Below are 19,344 nucleotides of genomic sequence, written 5' to 3'. Positions count from 1 at the left end.
TGTCATGTACGCCACCGCAGCCGTGATGCCCGGCAAGGGCTCACCGTTCCAGCTGCGCGAGGTCGTCCTCGACGAGCCACGGCCGGATGAGGTCGTCGTCCGGGTCGTGGCCTCCGGGATCTGCCACACCGACCTCATCGTCCGGGACCAGTGGTATCCGCCGGAGCCCCCGGTCGTGCTCGGCCACGAAGGCGCGGGCATCGTGGAGCAGGTCGGCTCCGACGTCATCTCCGTACGGCCCGGCGACCGGGTCGCGATGTCCTTCAACTTCTGCCGGACCTGCCGCAACTGCCTGCGCGGGCGGCCCTCGTACTGCACGGACTTCTTCCCCCGGAACTTCGGCGGCCGCCGCGCCGACGGCTCCGCGACCGTACGTCTGGGCGACGGCTCGCCGATCAACGCGAACTTCTTCGGCCAGTCGTCGTTCAGCACCTACGCGCTGGCGCCCGAGCACGCGGTGGTGCCGCTGCCCAGGGACCTGCCGCTGGAGCTCGCCGCTCCGCTCGGCTGCGGCGTCCAGACAGGAGCGGGCGCGGTGCTGAACTCGCTCGCCCCGTCGCCCGGCAGCTCCATCGTCGTCTTCGGCGCCGGCGGGGTCGGGCTGAGCGCGATCATGGCGGCCGACGTCGCGCACTGCGGCCCGATCGTCGCGGTGGACCTGGTCCCCGAGCGGCTGGCGCTCGCCGCCGAGCTCGGCGCCACGCACGGCCTCCACGGCGCGGCCGACGGACTCGTCGAGCAGATCATGGAGATCACCGGGGGCGGCGCCGACTTCACGGTGGAGACCACGGCCAGTCCGGCGGTGCTGCGCACGGCCGTCGACGTCCTGAACTTCGGCGGCACCTGCGGGGTCATCGGCGCCGCCCCGATGGGCACCGAGGTGTCGCTGGACATGTCGGCACTGCTGTTCGACAAGTCCGTGCGGGGCATCGTCGAAGGCGGCAGCGTCCCCAGGCTGTTCATCCCGCAGCTCATCGACCTGTACGGACGCGGCCGGTTCCCGTTCGACCGGCTGATCCGGACGTACCCGTTCGAGGAGATCAACCGCGCCGCCGAGGACTCCGAGAAGGGCGTCACGGTCAAGCCCGTCGTCCTGATGTGACGACGCACTCTTGGCGGGGTCACCGCCTCGATCGCGGGGCCGGCTTCGACCCCGTGGACTTCTACCACACGCCCGGTGCTCGCCTGCAGGGGCTGTGGCTCGGCAGCTTCATGGCCGCCGGCACCGACTGCGGTCCGATGCTGGCCCGGCTCGTGGGCCTCGTGAGCCAGGGTCGGCTGCGTTCCCCGATCGACGACGTGCTGCCCTGGACCGAGGTCGGCAAGGCCACCGAACGCCTCACCGGCCAGCGCGTCGACGGCAAGATCGTCCTGGAGGTCCGGTAACCGTGATCTCCATTGCCGAGTAAGGGAAGTCACCCCCGCCGGGCCGTTCATCACTCCGGCCGAGGCGTTCAGAGCGCGACGCCGAGTGCGCGGATCCGGTTGTAGAGCGTCGTCCGGCTGATGCCGAGCTGCCGGGCCGCGTGCGCCTTGTTGCCCTCGCCGGCCCGCAGCGCCGCGACGATCGCGTCGTGTTCGGCCTGCTCCAGCGGGGTCAGCCGGCGTGACCGGCGGCTGCCCTGATAGGCGGGCGGCAGGTCCCGTACGGTGACGTCCCCGGTGGAGCGCCGCGCGGCGACGTCCCGGAGGACCTCCTCCAGCTCCCGGAGGTTGCCCGGCCAGGAGTGACCGGCGAGGACCTCCAGGGCCGTCGGCGTCAGCCGCAGTCTCCCTCCCGTGTGCCGGGCCAGGATCACCCGGGCCAGTTCGGGGAGTTCGTCGCGCCGAGCGCGCAGCGGCGGCAGATCCACGCGCGCGATGCAGTGCGCCGCGAGGGCGGCTCGCTCGCCGCCCAGTTCGGCCGCGGACGACGCGGTCAGGGCGAACCACGCCCTGGCGGTGCGCAACAGGCGGGCCGCCTTCGCGGCGACGGGCTCCGGCAGCAGCTCCACGGCCTCGATCGCGACCAGCCCGTCGTGCTCGCCCGCCAGGCGCTCCAGGTCGGCCAGCCAGGCGCGCTCGCCGCGCCGATCGATGTCGGCGGCGTCCAGGACGGCCGGTGCGGCGGGTCCCGCCAGCGACCGGAGGGCGGTGCTGCGTCCCGAGCCCGGCTCACCGCGGACGAGCACGGGCAGCCGTCGCTCACGGTGGCGTTCGAGCTCCCGGTCCGACCGGTCGCGGCGCGGCGCCGAACGCGGCACGTGCTCCCCGCCGTCATCGGGGAAGGACAGCTCGAACAGCGTTCCCCCGCTGTCGCCGTCACGCGACCAGGCGACCCGGGCCGTACGCCCGGAGGACAGCGCCAGCTCCCGCGTCGCCGGCCGGCCGGACGGCCCGTCGGCGGCCAGGCCGAACAGCAGCGCGTGGTCGGCGCCGTCCAGCGTCTCGATCGCCGCCGGGTTCGCCAGCACGATGCCGTTGCCGAGCATCAGCACCGGGTGGGGCTTGTGCAGCGCGGCCGCCTGGAACGCGGCCAGCATGCGGCGTTCGGCCTCCCGCGCGCCGTTCAGCAGGCGGCGCTCGATGTCCCGTACGGCGCGCAGGAGGAACGGGGCGAGCAGTGGGCTGTCGTCCTTGGTCTGGCAGGTGATGTCGAGGACGCCGATCATCCGCCGGCTCGCCGGGTCGATCAGCGGATGTCCGTAACAGCTCAGCCGCTTGAACGCCTCGAGGTAGTGCTCCCGGCCGCGTACGGCGATGCCCTGGCGGAGTTCGAAGGCGGTGGCGATGGAGTTCGTGCCCGTGGTCTCCTCGCGGAACGAGCGCCCCACGGCGGCGCCGAGCCCCTCCATCGTCGCCCGCACGGACGGCTCGCCGAACCGCAGCGCGGCCACCCGCGACTCCTGGTCGACGAGGGCGACGAAGAAGCCGGTTCCGGCCAGTTCCTCGGCCATCGCGTCGAGTACCGGCGTGGCCGCCACGAGTAGCCTGCTGCGGAGGTCGACGTCGAGGACGGTGAACCGGTCGGCCGGCGCGTCCGGCCGGAGCCCGGACAGCGACGAGCGCCGCCACGACTGCGCTATCTCCGGGCGCAGCCGCTCTGCCTCGGGGAACATCGTCGTGAATCCGCGGTCGTCGGCCGCCACGGCGGCCCGCCGCGGCGCGCGGGCATCGGGGCGTCCCATACCGTCATCCCCGCGGGGTGAGCGTCCAAGGCTCGGGGGATACGCGGCGCTCGTCGTCCAGGTTCATCGCCGACTCACCTGCGATTCGAAAGGTCAAACTAACCTTAGGCGTTCCTCTGATCGTCGTCAATAATGTGCCCGATATCTACGGTCGCGGCGCGCGTAAACCCGATGGCCGCGCGGACGACGCTGTCGTACGCTACGGCCATGCGACGACGACATTGATCTTCACCTGAGTCGAGAATCGCGCGCCGGCTGTACGCCTACGCGTTCCTCGAGGACTTCGTCCTCCTGTATCCGGTCTACGCGGTGCTGTTCGCCAAGGCCGGGCTGTCTCCCGCCGCGATCTCGTCGCTGTTCGTCATCTGGTCGGTGACCTCGTTCGTCCTGGAGATCCCGGCGGGCCTGTGGGCCGACGTCTTCTCCCGCAGGTCACTGCTCACGATCGCCCCGCTCCTCACCGGTACGGGCTTCGCGTTGTGGACCTTCGCCCCGTCGTACCTCTCCTTCGCGCTCGGCTTCGTGCTCTGGGGCGCGGGCGGCGCGTTGCGCTCGGGGACGCTGCAGGCCCTCGTGTACGAGGAACTCACGCGCCACGGCGCGGCCGACGCCTTTCCGCGGATCCTCGGCCGTACGCACGCCATGGGCATGCTGGCGGTCATGGCCGCGACCGGCCTGGCCGGGCCGGTCGTCGCCCTGGGCGGCCACCGCGCCGCGGGGATCGCGAGCGTCGCCGCCTGCCTGCTCTGCGCGACGGCCGCCCGCTCGCTGCCCGGCTCGCGGGGCCGCACCGAGCGCGGCCCCGGGTATCGGGAGGTGCTCCGCGCCGGCCTCGCCGAGGTCCGCCGTACGCCCGCGGTCCGCCGGTCGCTGCTGATCGTCTCGGTGCTGATGGGAACCGCCGGCGCCCTCGACGAGTACGTCCCGCTGCTCGCCGGGTCGACCGGCGCCCCGGCCTCCGTCGTCCCGCTCCTCGTCCTGCTGGTGACGGCGGGGATGACGGCGGGCGGCTGGCTCGCCGGACGCGGCACGCGGTGGACGGCCGGCCTGCTGGTCCTCGCCGCCGGATGCCTGGCCGCCGGCGCGGCGAGCGGCCGGGCGGCGGGGCTGCTGCCCGTCGCCCTCGCCTTCGGCGTCTTCGAATGGGCGATGAGCAACGCCGACGCGCGCCTACAAGAGCAGATCGGCGACGAGTCCCGTGCCACGGTCACCTCGGTCGCCGGCTTCGGCTCGGAGATCGTCGCCGTGCTGACCTACGCCGCGTACGCGCTCGGCTCCACCTGGATGGGCCCGGGGAGCCTGTTCGCCCTGGCCGCCGTCCCGATCCTGGTCGTGGCCCTGGCGGTACGGTCCGCGGGACGCCGTGAAGACAAGCGTCGACGGCGGAGGACCCCATGATCTTGCCGTTACCAGTGTGACTTTTGGGCGGATTGTGCCGAGAAGAGCCTTCTGTGTTGACACGCAGCGTGACGTTTCGACAACCTGGCGAGGTTCCCCGGACCCCGACGAGGGGCGCGGCCGCCCCCCGGCCGTCGCTCCGACGAGGAGTGAACGATGAGTTCGACGGACTATTCGTGGGACGAGCAGACCCGCGCCGACGCAGGTCGGCTCTGGGCGGGCGGCGCGGCGACGGCGCTGGTCGCCGCCGGAGTCGCGCTGGTCGGGGTGCTGGTGCTGCACCGCGTGCTCCAGGCTCCCGTGATCAGCCCCGGAGGATTGCGGCAGTCCGCCGACTACGCGATGGTCGCGTTCCCGATCGCGGCGGCACTGGTCACACTGATCGCGACCGGCCTCCTTCACCTGCTGATGGCGACCACTCCGAGCGCCTCGCAGTTCTTCACCTGGATCGCCTCACTCGCGATGGTCCTCGTCGTCCTGCAGGTGTTCCTCGGCAACGAGAAGCTCCTCACCCAGGTGGAGACCGCGGCGTTCTACCTCCTGATCGGCGTTGCGATCATCTCGCCGCTGCTCGGCGTCTCGCGTACCGCCGTACGCCACCACCGGCACCAGGCCTACCGGGAGGGCAACCCGGCCGGCCACCGGCAGGAGCCGTGGACGTACCGCTGACGAGGGTGGTTGATCGCCGAGAGGTATCGGTGTCCTGACACCGGAGATGCTCGGCGATCACTCCGGCGAGGGCCCGTGGCCACCGTGACACCACGGCGGCCACGGGCCGACCCGTTACTTGGCGGCGAAGACCATGTCGTCGTCGATGTAGTCCGAGGCCACCGAGGCGTTCAGCAGCTGGATCGGCGTGATGTTGTGCACCGAGCCGCTCGCGGGGTCGAACGCCTGGAAACGGTCGACCTTCCACCCGCCGGTGACGTTGGAGTCGACCGTGTCCTGGACCGCCGAGTACCCGTGCAACTCGATGTAGTGGCGCACCCGGGTGCCCGACGCGCTCGACCAGGGCAGCTTGCTCGGGTCGACGAGGTACACCACCGGGTTGCCCGACTCGACCGACCGCCAGAGCTGGCGGAAAGCGTACTCGGTCGACTGGCCGGTCGAGCCGAAGTCGTACAGGTGGTACGAGGCGATCGCACTCGGCTTGTAGGCGTTGAGCGCCGGAGCGAGCTTGTTCGGCGGCGTGAACCCGTACGTGTTGGTCTTCAGCTTGCCCGCCAGCGTCGACTGGGACGGGGCCGAGCCCTTCATCGTGTGGATGGCCGCCTGGACCGAGGCCGGGCCGCAGTACTTCTCGGCGTTCTCCTGCTTCTTGCCCCAGAAGTGCATTCCCCGGACGCGTATCCCGGGCCGCCTGCTGCCCGAGATCCAGATCGTGCCCTCACCGAACTGGACGATGCGCGTCGCGTTCAGCCAGGCCGTCGCGCACTGCTTCTTGGCGCCTTTCGCCAGAGTTCCCGAACAGCTCGGCGCGCTGACATTGTGCGAACGGCCGATGACCCTCAGATAAGGGTTGCCCTTGACGGAGCGCTTCGCCGATACCGAAACCCGGATCACGACGCGCGCTTTGTTGAAGCCCGACGAGTGCTGGATGCAGGTCACGTAGGCGACGTTCTTGTAACTGCGCGCACTCGTGCACGTCTCGTATTTGACGCCACTGCTGCTCTGCGCTCCCCAGCTCGCCGCTTCCGCCGCGGGAACGGAGAGGAGCGTCGAGGCTCCGACCGCGAGCCCGACAGGGACGATCCACCGACGCTTCACGATTTCCTCCCAATGGGTGCCGGCCGACTGACCGGGAAAACGCTCGACCGGCGGGAGATCACCCGATTCGTTCGAGGAAACACACAATCGGCCCGCTTTAACGGCGATTACCGTCGCGACACGATATCGCCGCCTACGCGGAAGCGGTATGAACCCGAAGTCCCCGTCCCGCGCATCGCATTGATCCTGTGGACCCATATCCCGTTAGGACCGCAGACCCTATTCGGAGCGCAGCAGGCGAGCCACGGCCGGATACCCGTCGGCGGGCGCGGCCATTGCGGCGGGGACCTCGCCCGGGTGGCGAATGCCGGCGCCCGGGGAACCGGCCACCGGTGCCACATACGCGACCGGCTCTCGCGCTTGCGCTCGGTCAGGCGCTCATGCAAGGTCGGTAGTGATCTCCGGCGCAGCGGGTCGGGGCCGCGTGAAGGGAACGCGAGTGGGAGGCGAGTATCGCGCCGGAGATGTGGTCCACGGCCGATTCGTCCTCAGAGAACAGCTCGGCTCCGGCGGGATGGGAACGGTATGGCGCGCCTATCACCGCGATCTGGACATCGACGTCGCCCTCAAGCAGACGATCCTCCCGGCGGACGACAGCGCCGGAATCCGCGAGGAACTGTCGGTACGCGCCCGCAGAGAGGGCCGGACACTCGCCCGGCTGTCACTGACCCCCCATCCGGGCATCGTTACCGTGCACGACCTGATCACCGTGGACGGCCTTCCCTGGCTGGTGATGGCGCTCATCGAGGGCCGTTCGCTCAAAGAGGTCGTCTGGCAGGACGGCCCGCTCACCGAGGAACGCACCGCCGAACTCGCCGAGCAACTGCTGACGGCCCTCCGGTTCGTGCACGGCCACGGCGTGCTGCACCGTGATCTAAAACCGGGCAACATCCTGATCGACGCGCGCGGCGACGCGAAGCTCGTCGACTTCGGCATCGCCGTACACCCCGATGACACGACGCTCACCGGCAGCGGCGCGGTGATCGGGACACCCGGCTACATCGATCCCGAACGCCTGCGCGGGCAACCCCCGACCGAGGCGTCCGACCTGTTCTGCCTGGCCGCCACCCTCTACTACGCCGTCGAGGGAAAGGCTCCGTTCCGTCGCGACAATCCGGAGGCCACGCTCCACGCCACGCTCTACGAACGGCCGTTGTTCGCGCCGGATCCAGGGCCACTTCGCGAACTCATCGAGCACCTGCTGGCACCCGCCGTCGCCGACCGCCCCTCGGCGGAAGAGGCTCTGGACCGGCTACGTGTCGTACGGGCGTCGCCGATCTCCGATCACCGGGTTTCGCCGAGCGTCGAAGACGGGACGGCGGAGTCCGGAGCCCTCAAAACGACAGAGGACGTTCCCCGCGGCCGGTCCGGCCCAGAACCCGCCGACCGATCGACCCGGTCTCCGACGGCTTCCGCCACCACCGGCGAAGCCGCCGCAATGACGGAGCCATCTGATGCACGACGGTCGTGGCACCCCGTCGTCCTGTCCGCACTCGGCGCCGTGGCATTCCTCTTGCCGTTGACGCTGGGCATGGGCTACGTGCTCGACGGAAGCGCGTCCTATCTCATGGCGGCCTATCTGGTCCCGTTGAGCCTCACGGCCGTCCTGACGAGCGCAGGGATCACGATCACCCGCTTCGAAGGCGAGCTCGCGAGGCCGCTGTTCGCGGCGGCGCTGACGAACATCGCCGGCCTTCCCCTCGGGTTGATCGTGGGAGCGCTCGCCGGGGACCTCTTCGCATGCGCGGTGGTCGGCTCGGTGGTGTCCGGAGTGTTCGGTGTCTTCATCGGAGGGCGCGTGTTCTTCGATCCGGGCGACTCCGACTCCCGGGCCACCAGCGTGATCGCCGCGCTCGCAATCGCCACCCTGTGGATCGTCGGGTTCGAGATCATGGGCGCCCTCACGCAACACTGGGCACGCCACAGCGCCGCCGGTTTCCTCAACGGCTGGGCCGGAGGACTGGCTCACCTCCTCGGCTGATCGGGGCAAGGGCGGGCATTCCCTTGCGCTCCGTACGGGGCTGATGCAAGGTTCAGGAGCACACTCCGGCGGAGCGGGCCGCCAAGGCGCGGTGCGAGGAGAAAAGGAGCGCAGGTGGGCGGGGAACATCGCGCCGGTGATGTCATCGACGGCCGGTTCCTCCTGAAGGAACGGCTCGGCACCGGCGGGATGGGAACGGTCTGGCGCGCCCATCACGAGCACCTGGAGATCGATGTCGCCCTGAAGCAGATGATCATCCCGGCGGGGGGTGCGATCCCCGAGGACCTGTTGATGCGCGCTCGCCGCGAAGGGCGGACCCTCGCCAGAATGCCGCCGCATCCGGGCATCGTCTCCGTACGCGACCTGATCACCGTGGACGGCCTTCCGTGGCTGGTGATGGACCTCGTCGAAGGACGCCCCCTGAAACAGATCGTCTGGGAGGACGGTCCACTGACCGAGGAGCGCACCGCCGATCTCGCCGAACAGTTGCTGAGAGCACTCCGCTTCGTACACGGTCATGGCGTGCTGCACCGCGATCTGAAACCGGGAAACATCCTGATCGACGCCACCGGCGAGGCGACGCTGGTGGACTTCGGCATCGCTGTGCACGCGGACGACACGACGCTCACCGGCAGCGGCGCACTGATCGGGACACCGGGCTACATCGACCCGGAACGCCTTCGGGGACAACGCCCCACCGAGGCGTCGGACCTGTTCTCCCTCGCCGCCACCCTCTATTACGCCGTCGAGGGAAAGGCGCCTTTCCACCGCGACAATCCGGCCGCGACGGTCCACGCCACGCTGTACGAACGGCCGATCTCGATGCACCGCGCGGCGGCACTGCGCGAACTCATCGAGGACATGCTGGCTCCCGACGCGACGAAACGACCGCCGGCGGAAGAAGCGCTGCAACGACTACGAGCCGTCGGAACGCCGACCGTCACCGCGGAGGCCGCAGGCACCGGGCCCGAACCCGACGGCGGTCAAGCCACGGCCGGCACGCCACCGCCCACATCCGGGCGAGAACGCCTCTCCGAGGCCCCGACGGCGGGACCGGGTGACGCCTCACCGCAGTCCAGCACGTTGCAGGCCGACTCGCCCCTGAACGGCGGGATGCCCAAGGCCGGACAGGACGATCGGAGCCGTGCTTCCAAGCTGTGGCGCAACATCGCCCTCGTCCTGACCGGGCTGTCGCTGGTCGGAACCCCACTGGTCCTCGGCATGGGCTTCGCCCATCCGGCGGTGCACGCCCCTTACTACGCCGCGGCCTTTCTCCTGCCCCTGAGCGTGGTCACCGTCTTCTCCATCGTCAGGTTCGCGATCACGCGGTATGAGATGGTGACCGGCGTCTCCTTGGCCATGGGGACGATAACGACCCTCATCGGCGTCTTCGTCGGACTGATCGTGGGAGCGCTCGTCGGAGACCTCTTCGCGGGAGCAGTGATCGGCGCGCTGATCCTCGGCGCGGTCGGCATCGCGTACGGCGCGGGCGGCCTGAAGCCGGATCCCAGCCCGTCCTGGGGCGCCGCCATCGTGGCGAGTCTGTTCTGCGCCGTCGTGTGGACCCCGCTGATCGAGGCCGTCGGCTACCTCACCCAGCATTGGGCCGTGCACAGCTCCGTCGGCTTCCTGAACACCTGGGCAGGGGCCCTCGTCCGCCTTTTCGGCTGACATCACGCCGACGGCGATCAGCCGATCGGATGGTCAGGTGAATCGAGCCAGAACCGCTGGTCTCCGCTGGTCGTGACGGAGACTCCGAGACGTTCGAGACCGGGACGGCCGGCACGCAGCCAGCCGAGATACGCCGTTTCAGCCTCATCCCACAGCCGCCGGGGACCGTACTGCTCCACCTCGAAGCGTGGCGCGCCCGGTCTGTAGTCGACGGCCGCCCATGATTCGGCCTGGGGGCCGTTTCGACCCAACACCGCGACATCATCCACATGTTGTGGATATTCGTCTTCCGGCCGAGGACTTTCCCGGTCGCCTGCCCCCGATGAGTCACGGCCGTCGGCTCGCATGTCCTGACGGTAACCCCGAAAGACATTCATCGCCCCGGTCCCTCGTCGGCCGGAACCGGCTCCGAAGCGAATACGGCTCGGACGACCTTGCCATCGGGACCGGGCAGGACGCTGAGATCGCAGAGTTCCTCGGCGATCCACAGGCCGAAACGTCCGCTACTGCCGGGACGCCCCGCAACCGGCAGGTCCCGGCAGGCGTCGGCGACCTCGACGACGAGCCTGCCGTCGTACGTGACGGTCAGCGTGACCGGCGGCGACGCGTGGACAAGCGCATTCGTGACGAGTTCGGAGACCACCAGCGTCGCGTCGTCGAGCAGGTCGGTGTGCCCCCACGCCCGAAGTGCGTTGCCTACCAGTGCGCGCGCGGTTCGTACGGCCTCCTGCTCGCCGTCGAGCCGACACCATCGATGACGGTCGTCGCTCGCCAGCGGCTGGCCGGGCGGAGACTCTAGGCTCACCCGCCGTACGGGCAGTCCGCCTGTCGAGCCCGATTGATGGCAGCCTCTCGGATGGGCTTTGGCCATGCCTCGAATGACAGTGCTCCAGCGCCAGGGCCGGAAGTCTTTGAACATTGAGCCCTCTCAGGGGGAGTGGCCGCGGGCTGGTCAGCGACCGCCTGCACGCAGGACCGTGGCGATCCGGGCGATGACGAGGTCGAGGTTCTCCACGCACGCGATGCGTTCGCCCCAGCTCCACCAGAACCACCACAGCCCCGGCACGGTCGGTGCTGCGGTGATCTCTTCGTTGAGCACGGGAGCGGTGGGGTTGATGACACAGAGGTACGGGCTGCCGCCCTGCGGCAGGGTGAGTTCCTCCTGCCAGCCGAATGCGCGGAGGCGTGCGCCGAGGGTGCGCAGATAGGGCTCCGCGTCATGCGGCTCGTTCGCCGTGTCGGTCACGGACATGGGCGCCACCTCCAGTGATACGCCGTTGCGTCATCCGAGGGCGGAGTCGCTGACCGGCAGATACGTCCCCGGTGCCCGGCTTCCAATGATCGACTGAAACGATCAGCGATCACCCTCTACTGTGCGTAACGACTTCGCTACGCATCGCCTAACCATAGAGTGGAATTACAGATTGTCAACGGATTCTCACGAACGGTGATGACGGGCGGTAGCGCGAGCCCCGATCGAAAGGGAGAAATCGGATGAGCCATCACAATGACGACCTGGTCAGCGCGACGGTCCGCCGGTGGCAGCTCACGGAATCGCTCAAGCAGCTCCGGGAGCAGGCCGGCCTGACGATCGAGCAGGCCGTCACCGAACTCAGCCAGAAACACGCCCGCTGGTCCCGACCGAAGCTCTCCCGCATCGAGAACCGCCATCAAGGGGTCAAGCCCCGCGACGTCGAACAACTCCTCGATCTATATGAGGCCGACGAGAAGACCCGGAAGCAGCTCCTCGACCTCACCCAAACCGCCAACGAACGTGGCTGGTGGCTCACCTACCGCCGCGACCTCCCGCAGGACTTCCATCCCCTCTTCAGCCTGGAGATCGCCGCCACTGAGATGCGGGAATTCGAAACGCTGCTCATCCCCGGCCTCCTCCAAACCGGCGACTACGCTCGCGCGGTGATCACCAGCCTCGAGCCGGACCTCAACTCGGACGAGATCGATCGGCGTGTCGCCGCTCGGCTGGCGCGGCAACAGATTCTCTCCAAGACGACCCCTCCGGAGTTTCACGTCATCCTGGAGGAGGCGATTCTGGAACGTCCTGTCGGCAGCACGAAGATCATGCGTGGTCAGCTTCGCCGTCTCGTCGAGGCTCAAGAATCGCCAAGCCTCACCGTGCAGGTGCTTCCCAAAGCAGCGGGAGCGAGCCCTGGCCTCGGAGGACCGTTCACAATCCTTTCACTACCCGAGCCCATCCCCGACATCGGTTACACCGAGGGAATAGGAGGCTCGATATACGTAGAAAGTGTGGAAGGCGTACGGCGCTGTACCCTCAGATTCGGAAGCCTCATCCACCGGGCCCTCTCCCCCAGCGAATCGGTGGATCTGTTGGCGTCAGCCGCAGAGAGGTTCGCTTGAGCAGGAAGGAATCAGGATGGCTGACAGTAACCGACCGTCCCGGATCCGCTGGCTCAAGAGCAGCCACTCCGGCGGCGGCGGTGAAGGCGGCGGTCAGTGCGTTGAAGTCGCAGCACTCATCCACGAAGACGAAGCCGGCGAGTAGCCCTCAGAGCTACACAGTTATCGCTTGATCACGAAGGGAGACGCGGATGGCGAACCCCCCGCCGCTCGCACGCATGGAATGGCGAAAAAGCAGCTTCTCCGGTGGCGGCGGCACCGGCGGCGGCAACTGCGTGCAGGTCGCAACACTCACCGTCGGCCGCAGCGAATAGCCGTTTTCTGGCAGTCATCGCTTGATCGCCGAGGGTCTCTGGTGCTCTGGCACCGGTAATCCTCGGCGATCACGGCGGCACATCCGGCTCCTTGCGCCGGTCGCTCATCACGGCTCGGCGGTCAGGGCGGCGGGCGAGGCCATCATCCGTGAGGTCGTCGGGGTAGGGCGTCCGGTGGTTCAGTTGCCCCAGATTGCGGCGAGTGCCCGCAGGAAGTTCCCGCCGAGGACTCCGTTGACCTCAGCGGGAGTAAACCCGCGGGATGCCAGCACCGGCCCGATATTGCGGGCGTGGTGCAGCCATTCCAGACCGTCCGGCCACACCCACGGCGGGCGCGGGTAGTACCGCTCGTCGTACCCGAAGAAGTCGTACTCCTCTTCGCTTTCGTCGGCGAAGTCCAGGCCCAGCCCGACATGCTCCGGCCCGACCAGTTCGGCGATGTGTACCGCGTGGTCGACCAACTGCTCCAGGGAGGGTTTCCCGGCGGCGGTGATGAACGACTGGAACGCGCACAGCCCGACCACACCACCGGTGGCGGCGATCGCGGTGATCAGCTCGTCCGGCAGGTTGCGAGGGCTGTCACACACCGCACGGGCGTTCGCATGCGAGGCGATCACCGGGCGGCTACTTCGATCGACCGCGTCCAAAGCGGTGCGCACGCCGGCGTGCGCGACGTCCACCGCGACCCGGTGTTCGTTCATCCGGTCGACCAGCATGCCGCCATAACGGCTCAGCCCGGCGTCCCCCGGCTCGCAGCAGCCGTCCCCGGCCTGGGCGCGGTAGTTGTAGGTCAACTGCATCACCTGAACCCCCAGCCGCGCGAACACCCCGACCAACCCGGCATCACCGCCCAACGGCTCGGTACCCTGGAAATGCAGCACCACCGCCGTCTGCCCCGCCGCTTTGGCCGCGACGATCTCCGCCGCGCTGGTCACAACACGTGCCGGATGGCGCGGATCGTCGTGTACGCCCAGCCACTGTCCGACACGGGTCACCGCCGTCGCAGTGTCCTCCAGGGAGGCGACCGTGGCGAACACCGCGTCCACCCCGCCCGCGGCCAGTTCCTCGTGATCGCTCCGCAACGACCAGGGCGTCACCGACGGTGCCGCTGCGACCAGACACAGAGAGTCAGAACCGGCTCGCGAACCAGACGCCTCGACCACCAAGGTCCCTCTTCCTGCCGATAAGTGTCCTTCGATCGCCAAAGAGCAGCCGAGTCTAACCACACTCATCACACCTGCCACAGGAGCCCAGCACACGCCTCGGAGTGCGGCTCACCCCGAAAAACCCGACATCCCAGAGACGGGCGGTGTCCCGCGATTCGGGCGAGTGATGGGATGCGACGCCATGAAGGTCAATTCCTCGGATGTGGCGTGTGTCGGGGGACGCGGTGGTATGCCCTATCCGGCCGCTGATCGATAAAATCGCGGTGCTCCGGCTTTCGCTGCTCCGGCCGCGTCGCCGGGGCGTGGAGCGGGAGGGCGGGGCGATGTCCGACGTTGACGCGCTGCGGCCGGGCGATCCGGCGACCATTGGACGGTTCACCCTGATCGGCCGGCTCGGTGAGGGCGGGCAAGGGGTCGTCTTCCTCGGCGAGGACGATACCGGCAGGCGTGCGGCGGTGAAGGTCCTGCACTCACGGCCGGACGATGTCTCCCAGCTCGGCCGCTTCGTCAAGGAGATCCAGACGACCCAGCGGGTCGAGGCGTTCTGTACGGCCGAGGTCATCGAGGTCGATTTCAACGGGACCCCGCCGTACGTCGCGAGCGAGTTCATCCCGGGGCCCTCGCTGCAGCGGCTGGTCGCCGAGCAGGGGCCGCGCGTCGGCTCGGCGCTGCACCGGCTGGCGGTTGCGACCGCGACGGCGCTCGCCGCGATCCACGAGGCAGGCGTCGTCCACCGGGATTTCAAGCCGAGCAACGTGATGATGGGCCCCGACGGCGCACGCGTGATCGACTTCGGGATCGCCCGGGCGCTGGACGCCGCGGGGACGCTCACGGGGCATGTCGTCGGTACGCCCGCCTACATGGCGCCGGAGCAGATCAGCGGTGCGCCGGCCGCGGCGCCGATGGACGTCTTCGCGTGGGGCTGTGTGATCGTCTTCGCCGCGACCGGGCGCTCCCCGTTCGGGCAGGACAGCGTGATGCAGGTGATCAGGCGGATCATCCACGAGCCACCGGACCTCGCGGACCTCGCCGAGCCGCTGCGCGGGATCGTCGCCGACTGCCTCGCGAAGGATCCGGCGGCGCGCCCCGGTGCGCAGGATGTCCTGCTCCGGCTCCTCGGCCGCCGGACGCCGCAGGCACCCGGCGGGCCGGCGATTCTCGCGCCGCTGCCGTCATGGCAGCCGGGTACCCCTACCCCGTACCTGCCCCCGACCGTCGCGATGCCGCCGGATCAGCGGCCGCGTTCGCGGCGACCGGCCGTCGTGTACGGCATTCCGGCCGGTGTCGTCCTGGCCGCCGCCGCTGTCGCCGTCCCGATCGTGCTCACCACGCATCAGACCGGCCACGCGGCGGACCACACCCCGACACCCTCGCCGTCGTCGTCCGCGCCGCTGCCCAGCGCGTTCCCGGCGACCATGGCGGGCACCTGGTCCGGCACCGTCACCGAGTCCCCCGGCGGCAAGAGCAGCGTACGGATCACCATCGCGGCGGGCGCGACGTCCGCGACCGCCGACTACGCGGCCTACCGGTGCACCACGCGGCTGCAGGTCAGCAACGCCTGGGCCCCGCAGGCGGTCCCCAATCCCAGCACGGTCAACCTGGTCGAGGGCGTCACCAAGGGTGACTGCCCCAATGGCAGCAACGCCCAGTTGGTGCTCCAGTCGTCGACCCAGATGTGGTTCTCCCTCACCGGCTACAAGGGCGATGCGAACCAGACGTTGTTCACCCGGGTCGGCGTGATCACGAAGATGGGCTGACGTCCTCCCAGCACCGCCTCCTCGCGAACGCATCACTCCTTGACACCCCTGGGGGGTATGTTATGGTCGCTGCCATGCCCTACCCCCGATGGGTATAGGTTTGGGATTCGGCCGGAACCCCGGCCTCGAACGACACGTGAGGAGAACGGAATGACCACCACCGAGTACGCGGTCAAGGGAATGACGTGCGGCCACTGCGTCTCGGCCGTCACCGCCGAGGTCGGCGCCATCGACGGCGTCACCGACGTCACGGTGGATCTGGCCTCCGGCGTGGTCACCGTCGCCAGCACCGCCCCCCTCGACGACAAGGCGGTACGCGACGCGGTGGACGAGGCCGGTTACGAAGTCGTCGATTCCTGATCGAAGCGAGCGGCTCCGGAGACGACCGGAGCAAGAGGAGACAGCGATGAACACACCGGCCAGGCTCGGCATCTTCGGCCTCGGGCTGGCGGCGGTGTTCGGCACGGCGCTGGGGGCCGGCCGGCTGGCCGGCCCCGTCGGGGCCGAGGAGAAACCGCACGCCGCGCACGGCGGCATGGATCACGGAAGCGGCCACCGGAGCGCGTTGCCGGGCGGCCTGCTGGTGTCCGACCGGGGCTACACCCTGACCACGGTGCCCGACGCGACCGGCGCGTTCGCATTCCGGATCATCGGGCCGAACGGCCGGGCGGTCACCGCGTTCGACACGCAGCACGACAAGCGGATGCACCTCATCGTCGTCCGCCGCGACCTGTCCGGTTTCCGGCACGTGCACCCGACGATGGGCGCCGACGGCACGTGGCGGGTCGCCTCTCCGCTGAGCGGTCCGGGCACGTACCGGGCGTTCGCCGATTTCAAGCCCGCCGGCGCCGACCCGCTGACCCTCGGGATCGACACCGCGGTCGCGGGCGACGCCGCGCCAAGGCCGCTGCCCGCACCGGCCACGACCGCCACCGTCGACGGCTACACCGTCACCCTCAAGGGGGCGCTGACGGCGGGGCGCGCGAGCCGGCTCGATCTGACGATCTCCCGGGACGGCCGGCCGGTCACCGACCTGCAGCCCTACCTCGCCGCGTACGGGCACCTCGTGGCGCTGCGCCAGGGCGACCTCGCGTACCTCCACGTCCACCCGGACGGCGAGCCGGGTGACGGGAAGACCAAGCCGGGCCCGACCGTGACCTTCTACGCCGAGGCACCGTCCGCCGGCACCTACCGTCTCTACCTGGACTTCCAGCACCAGGGGACCGTCCACACCGCGGAGTTCACCGTCGCGGCCGGCGCGGGTACGGAGCACTCGAAATCCTCCGGCGATCACCAGCACCACGAAGGCTAGGAGGGGTGATGAGCACCACCACGCACACGACACCCGATCGTGTCGAGCTGGCGATCGGCGGCATGACCTGCGCGTCGTGCGCGAACCGCATCGAGAAGCGGCTCAACAAACTCGAGGGCGTCACCGCGACCGTCAACTACGCCACCGAGAAGGCCAGCGTCAGCTTCGGCCCCGAGATCACCCCCGACGACCTGATCGCCCAGGTGGAGAAGGCCGGCTACACCGCCGAACTCCCCACGCCAGAGCCGGCCGAGGAAGAAGCCGACTCCGACGACGCCCCCGTACGGGCCCTGCGCGACCGGCTCGCCGTCAGTACCGCCCTGGCCGTCCCGGTCATCCTGCTCGCGATGGTCCCGGCGCTGCAGTTCCGGAACTGGCAGTGGGCGTCGCTGGCCCTCGCCGCCCCGGTGCTGGTGTGGGGCGGCCTGCCGTTCCACCGCGCGGCGTACAAGAACCTCAAGCTCGGCGCGGCGACGATGGACACGCTCGTGTCGCTGGGCGCGCTCGCGGCGTTCGGCTGGTCGCTGTACGCGCTGTTCTTCGGCACCGCCGGAGAACCGGGCATGCGGCACCCGTTCACCTTCACCGTTGAGCGCGCCTCCGGAGCCGGGAACATCTACCTGGAGGTGGCCGCCGGGGTGACGGTGTTCATCCTGGCCGGGCGCTACTTCGAGGCGCGGTCGAAGCGGCGTGCCGGCGCCGCGCTGCGGGCGCTGCTGGAGATGGGCGCCAAGGACGTCGCCGTGCTGCGCGGCGAGCGCGAGGAGCGCGTCCCGGTCGAGCAGCTCAAGGCCGGGGACCGGTTCGTCGTACGGCCGGGCGAGAAGATCGCCACGGACGGGGTCGTCGTCGAGGGGAGCTCGGCGGTCGACGCGAGCATGCTCACCGGCGAGTCCGTGCCCGTGGAGGTCGGGGTCGGCGACACGGTCGTCGGCGCCACCGTCAACGCGGGCGGCCGCCTGGTCGTCGAGGCCACCAAGGTGGGCTCCGACACGCAGCTGGCGCAGATGGCCCGCCTGGTCGAGGAGGCGCAGAGCGGCAAGGCGCAGGTGCAGCGCCTCGCCGACCGGATCAGCGGGATCTTCGTGCCGATCGTGATCACGCTCGCGGTGGCCACGCTCGGGTTCTGGCTCGGCACCGGCGGCAGCGTCGCCGCCGCCTTCACCGCGGCCGTCGCGGTGCTCATCATCGCCTGCCCGTGCGCCCTGGGCCTGGCCACCCCGACCGCGCTCCTGGTCGGTACGGGACGCGGCGCACAGCTCGGCATCCTCATCAAGGGTCCCGAGGTTCTGGAGTCGACCCGCCGGATCGACACGATCGTGCTGGACAAGACCGGCACGGTCACCACGGGGAAGATGAGCCTGGTCGACGTGGTCACCGCCGACGGTCAGGACGCCGACGAGGTGCTGCGGCTGGCCGGCGCGCTGGAGGACGCCTCGGAACACCCCGTCGCCCAGGCCATCGCCAAGGGCGCCGTCCAGCGGGTCGGCGCGCTGCCCCGGCCGGAGGACTTCGCGAACGTCGAGGGCCTCGGCGTGCAGGGCATCGTCGACGCCCACGCGGTCCTGGTCGGCCGTACGCGCCTGCTGGAGGAGTGGTCGCAGCACCTGCCCGCCGCGCTGGAGCGCGCCAAGGCCGCGGCCGAGGCGGAGGGCAGGACGGCCGTCGCGGTCGGCTGGGACGGCGAGGCGCGCGCGGTGCTGGTCGTCGCGGACACCATCAAGGACACCAGCGCGGAGGCGATCACCCGGCTGCGCGCGCTCGGCCTGACGCCGGTGCTGCTGACCGGCGACAACGAGGCGGCGGCCCGCGCGGTCGCGGCCGAGGCCGGGATCGACGAGGTCATCGCGGAGGTGCTGCCCGCCGACAAGGTCGACGTCGTCAAGCGGCTGCAGGGCGAGGGCAAGACCGTGGCGATGGTCGGGGACGGCGTCAACGACGCCGCGGCCCTCGCCCAGGCCGACCTGGGCCTGGCGATGGGCACGGGCACCGACGTGGCGATCGAGGCCGCCGACCTCACGCTGGTCCGCGGCGACCTGCGGGCCGCGGCCGACGCCATCCGCCTGTCCCGCCGGACGCTGGGCACCATCAAGGGCAACCTGTTCTGGGCGTTCGCCTACAACGTGGCCGCCCTGCCGCTGGCCGCCGCAGGTCTGCTCAACCCGATGCTGGCCAGCGCCGCGATGGCGTTCTCCAGCGTCTTCGTCGTCAGCAACAGCCTGCGCCTGCGCCGCTTCCAGCCCACCCGCTGACACATCCGCGACGGGTCCCGCCTCCGCAGGGGTCGGGACCCGTCCCGCGTCGTACGACCGCCGGTCGGAGAGCCTGACCTTCATCCCGCCCGTCCCGCGTCGCACGGCGGGCGGCCGGCTCGCCGCGATGCGGTTCTTCTGCTGACCAGTGGCCCGGCTCTGACGCAGGGTTGGCTGGACGCG

Annotated in this window: 19 protein-coding genes; 13 read left to right on the top strand and 6 right to left on the bottom strand. The window is 69.9% G+C overall.

Translation table 11 applies throughout. The features are described 5' to 3' along the window. The first annotated feature begins 4 nt into the window (after positions 1 to 4). The gene (locus ABEA24_RS00410) at positions 5 to 1,102 is read left to right on the top strand and encodes an NAD(P)-dependent alcohol dehydrogenase (RefSeq protein WP_345428114.1); all 1,098 of its coding nucleotides are present in this window, start codon (positions 5 to 7) and stop codon (positions 1,100 to 1,102) included. Further along, positions 1,099 to 1,386, top strand: a complete 288-nt coding sequence (locus ABEA24_RS00405; protein WP_345428112.1) for a zinc-binding dehydrogenase — start codon at positions 1,099 to 1,101, stop codon at positions 1,384 to 1,386. Before ABEA24_RS00410 ends, ABEA24_RS00405 begins: the two co-directional genes overlap by 4 nt. A gap of 68 nt (positions 1,387 to 1,454) precedes the next feature. Here the strand turns inward: ABEA24_RS00405 and ABEA24_RS00400 are convergent, their stop codons facing one another. Continuing rightward, the gene (locus ABEA24_RS00400; RefSeq protein WP_345428110.1) at positions 1,455 to 3,167 is read right to left on the bottom strand and encodes a sigma-54-dependent Fis family transcriptional regulator; all 1,713 of its coding nucleotides are present in this window, start codon (positions 3,165 to 3,167) and stop codon (positions 1,455 to 1,457) included. A 243-nt stretch (positions 3,168 to 3,410) separates the two neighbouring features. On the opposite strand from ABEA24_RS00400, the gene ABEA24_RS00395 reads away from it, so the two are divergent. Both ABEA24_RS00395 and ABEA24_RS00390 read left to right on the top strand, forming a co-directional pair. After that, positions 3,411 to 4,565, top strand: coding sequence for an MFS transporter (locus ABEA24_RS00395; RefSeq protein ID WP_345429592.1), 1,155 nt, complete (start codon positions 3,411 to 3,413; stop codon positions 4,563 to 4,565). 156 nt (positions 4,566 to 4,721) lie between these two features. Then, positions 4,722 to 5,234, top strand: a complete 513-nt coding sequence (locus ABEA24_RS00390; protein ID WP_345428107.1) for a DUF6069 family protein — start codon at positions 4,722 to 4,724, stop codon at positions 5,232 to 5,234. 114 nt (positions 5,235 to 5,348) lie between these two features. Here ABEA24_RS00390 and ABEA24_RS00385 read toward each other — a convergent pair whose 3' ends face one another. Next, positions 5,349 to 6,332: a C39 family peptidase gene (locus ABEA24_RS00385; RefSeq protein ID WP_345428105.1), complete on the bottom strand. Its 984-nt coding sequence runs from the start codon at positions 6,330 to 6,332 to the stop codon at positions 5,349 to 5,351. A 439-nt stretch (positions 6,333 to 6,771) separates the two neighbouring features. Between ABEA24_RS00385 and ABEA24_RS00380 the strand changes: the two genes are divergently transcribed. Beyond that, positions 6,772 to 8,313 (top strand): serine/threonine-protein kinase, encoded by a 1,542-nt coding sequence (locus ABEA24_RS00380; RefSeq protein ID WP_345428103.1) that lies wholly within the window; start codon positions 6,772 to 6,774, stop codon positions 8,311 to 8,313. A 114-nt stretch (positions 8,314 to 8,427) separates the two neighbouring features. Next, positions 8,428 to 9,984 (top strand): serine/threonine-protein kinase, encoded by a 1,557-nt coding sequence (locus tag ABEA24_RS00375; protein ID WP_345428101.1) that lies wholly within the window; start codon positions 8,428 to 8,430, stop codon positions 9,982 to 9,984. 17 nt (positions 9,985 to 10,001) lie between these two features. On the opposite strand, the gene ABEA24_RS00370 is transcribed toward ABEA24_RS00375, so the two are convergent. The 3 genes from ABEA24_RS00370 to ABEA24_RS00360 form a co-directional block, all read right to left on the bottom strand. After that, positions 10,002 to 10,331, bottom strand: coding sequence for a hypothetical protein (locus ABEA24_RS00370; RefSeq protein WP_345428097.1), 330 nt, complete (start codon positions 10,329 to 10,331; stop codon positions 10,002 to 10,004). Between the two features lie 26 nt (positions 10,332 to 10,357). After that, on the bottom strand, positions 10,358 to 10,789 hold the full coding sequence (locus ABEA24_RS00365; protein WP_345428094.1) for an ATP-binding protein: 432 nt from the start codon (positions 10,787 to 10,789) through the stop codon (positions 10,358 to 10,360). A 147-nt stretch (positions 10,790 to 10,936) separates the two neighbouring features. After that, the gene (locus ABEA24_RS00360; RefSeq protein WP_345428092.1) at positions 10,937 to 11,236 is read right to left on the bottom strand and encodes a hypothetical protein; all 300 of its coding nucleotides are present in this window, start codon (positions 11,234 to 11,236) and stop codon (positions 10,937 to 10,939) included. 242 nt (positions 11,237 to 11,478) lie between these two features. Here ABEA24_RS00360 and ABEA24_RS00355 point away from each other — a divergent pair, with 242 nt between their 5' ends. The 3 genes from ABEA24_RS00355 to ABEA24_RS00350 are packed head-to-tail and all read left to right on the top strand — an operon-like array spanning position 11,479 to position 12,674. After that, positions 11,479 to 12,360, top strand: coding sequence for a helix-turn-helix domain-containing protein (locus ABEA24_RS00355; RefSeq protein WP_345428090.1), 882 nt, complete (start codon positions 11,479 to 11,481; stop codon positions 12,358 to 12,360). A gap of 16 nt (positions 12,361 to 12,376) precedes the next feature. Further along, entirely contained in the window at positions 12,377 to 12,505 is a 129-nt protein-coding gene (locus ABEA24_RS53365) for a DUF397 domain-containing protein (protein ID WP_425551124.1), read from the top strand. Between the two features lie 46 nt (positions 12,506 to 12,551). Further along, a complete protein-coding gene (locus ABEA24_RS00350) occupies positions 12,552 to 12,674 on the top strand; it encodes a DUF397 domain-containing protein (RefSeq protein WP_345428088.1) in 123 nt (40 codons plus the stop codon). A 179-nt stretch (positions 12,675 to 12,853) separates the two neighbouring features. Here the strand turns inward: ABEA24_RS00350 and ABEA24_RS00345 are convergent, their stop codons facing one another. After that, positions 12,854 to 13,837 carry a dipeptidase gene (locus tag ABEA24_RS00345; RefSeq protein WP_345429591.1) on the bottom strand — a complete coding sequence of 328 codons (984 nt, stop codon included), beginning with the start codon at positions 13,835 to 13,837 and terminating at the stop codon, positions 12,854 to 12,856. Between the two features lie 326 nt (positions 13,838 to 14,163). Here ABEA24_RS00345 and ABEA24_RS00340 point away from each other — a divergent pair, with 326 nt between their 5' ends. The 4 genes from ABEA24_RS00340 to ABEA24_RS00325 all read left to right on the top strand — a co-directional run bounded on the left by ABEA24_RS00340 (position 14,164) and on the right by ABEA24_RS00325 (position 19,161). Further along, positions 14,164 to 15,597, top strand: coding sequence for a serine/threonine protein kinase (locus tag ABEA24_RS00340; RefSeq protein WP_345428085.1), 1,434 nt, complete (start codon positions 14,164 to 14,166; stop codon positions 15,595 to 15,597). Positions 15,598 to 15,747: 150 nt separating this feature from the next. Continuing rightward, complete coding sequence (locus tag ABEA24_RS00335) at positions 15,748 to 15,957, top strand: heavy-metal-associated domain-containing protein (RefSeq protein WP_345428083.1); 210 nt, start codon at positions 15,748 to 15,750, stop codon at positions 15,955 to 15,957. Positions 15,958 to 16,003: 46 nt separating this feature from the next. Continuing rightward, positions 16,004 to 16,909, top strand: a complete 906-nt coding sequence (locus tag ABEA24_RS00330; protein ID WP_345428081.1) for a hypothetical protein — start codon at positions 16,004 to 16,006, stop codon at positions 16,907 to 16,909. An 8-nt stretch (positions 16,910 to 16,917) separates the two neighbouring features. Continuing rightward, entirely contained in the window at positions 16,918 to 19,161 is a 2,244-nt protein-coding gene (locus tag ABEA24_RS00325) for a heavy metal translocating P-type ATPase (RefSeq protein ID WP_345428079.1), read from the top strand. Positions 19,162 to 19,344: the final 183 nt, after the last annotated feature.

Origin of the sequence: Actinoallomurus vinaceus (genome assembly GCF_039542055.1) — a bacterium.
GTDB classification, from domain to species: domain Bacteria; phylum Actinomycetota; class Actinomycetes; order Streptosporangiales; family Streptosporangiaceae; genus Actinoallomurus; species Actinoallomurus vinaceus.
This window is presented reverse-complemented; position numbering and strand designations above follow the sequence as displayed.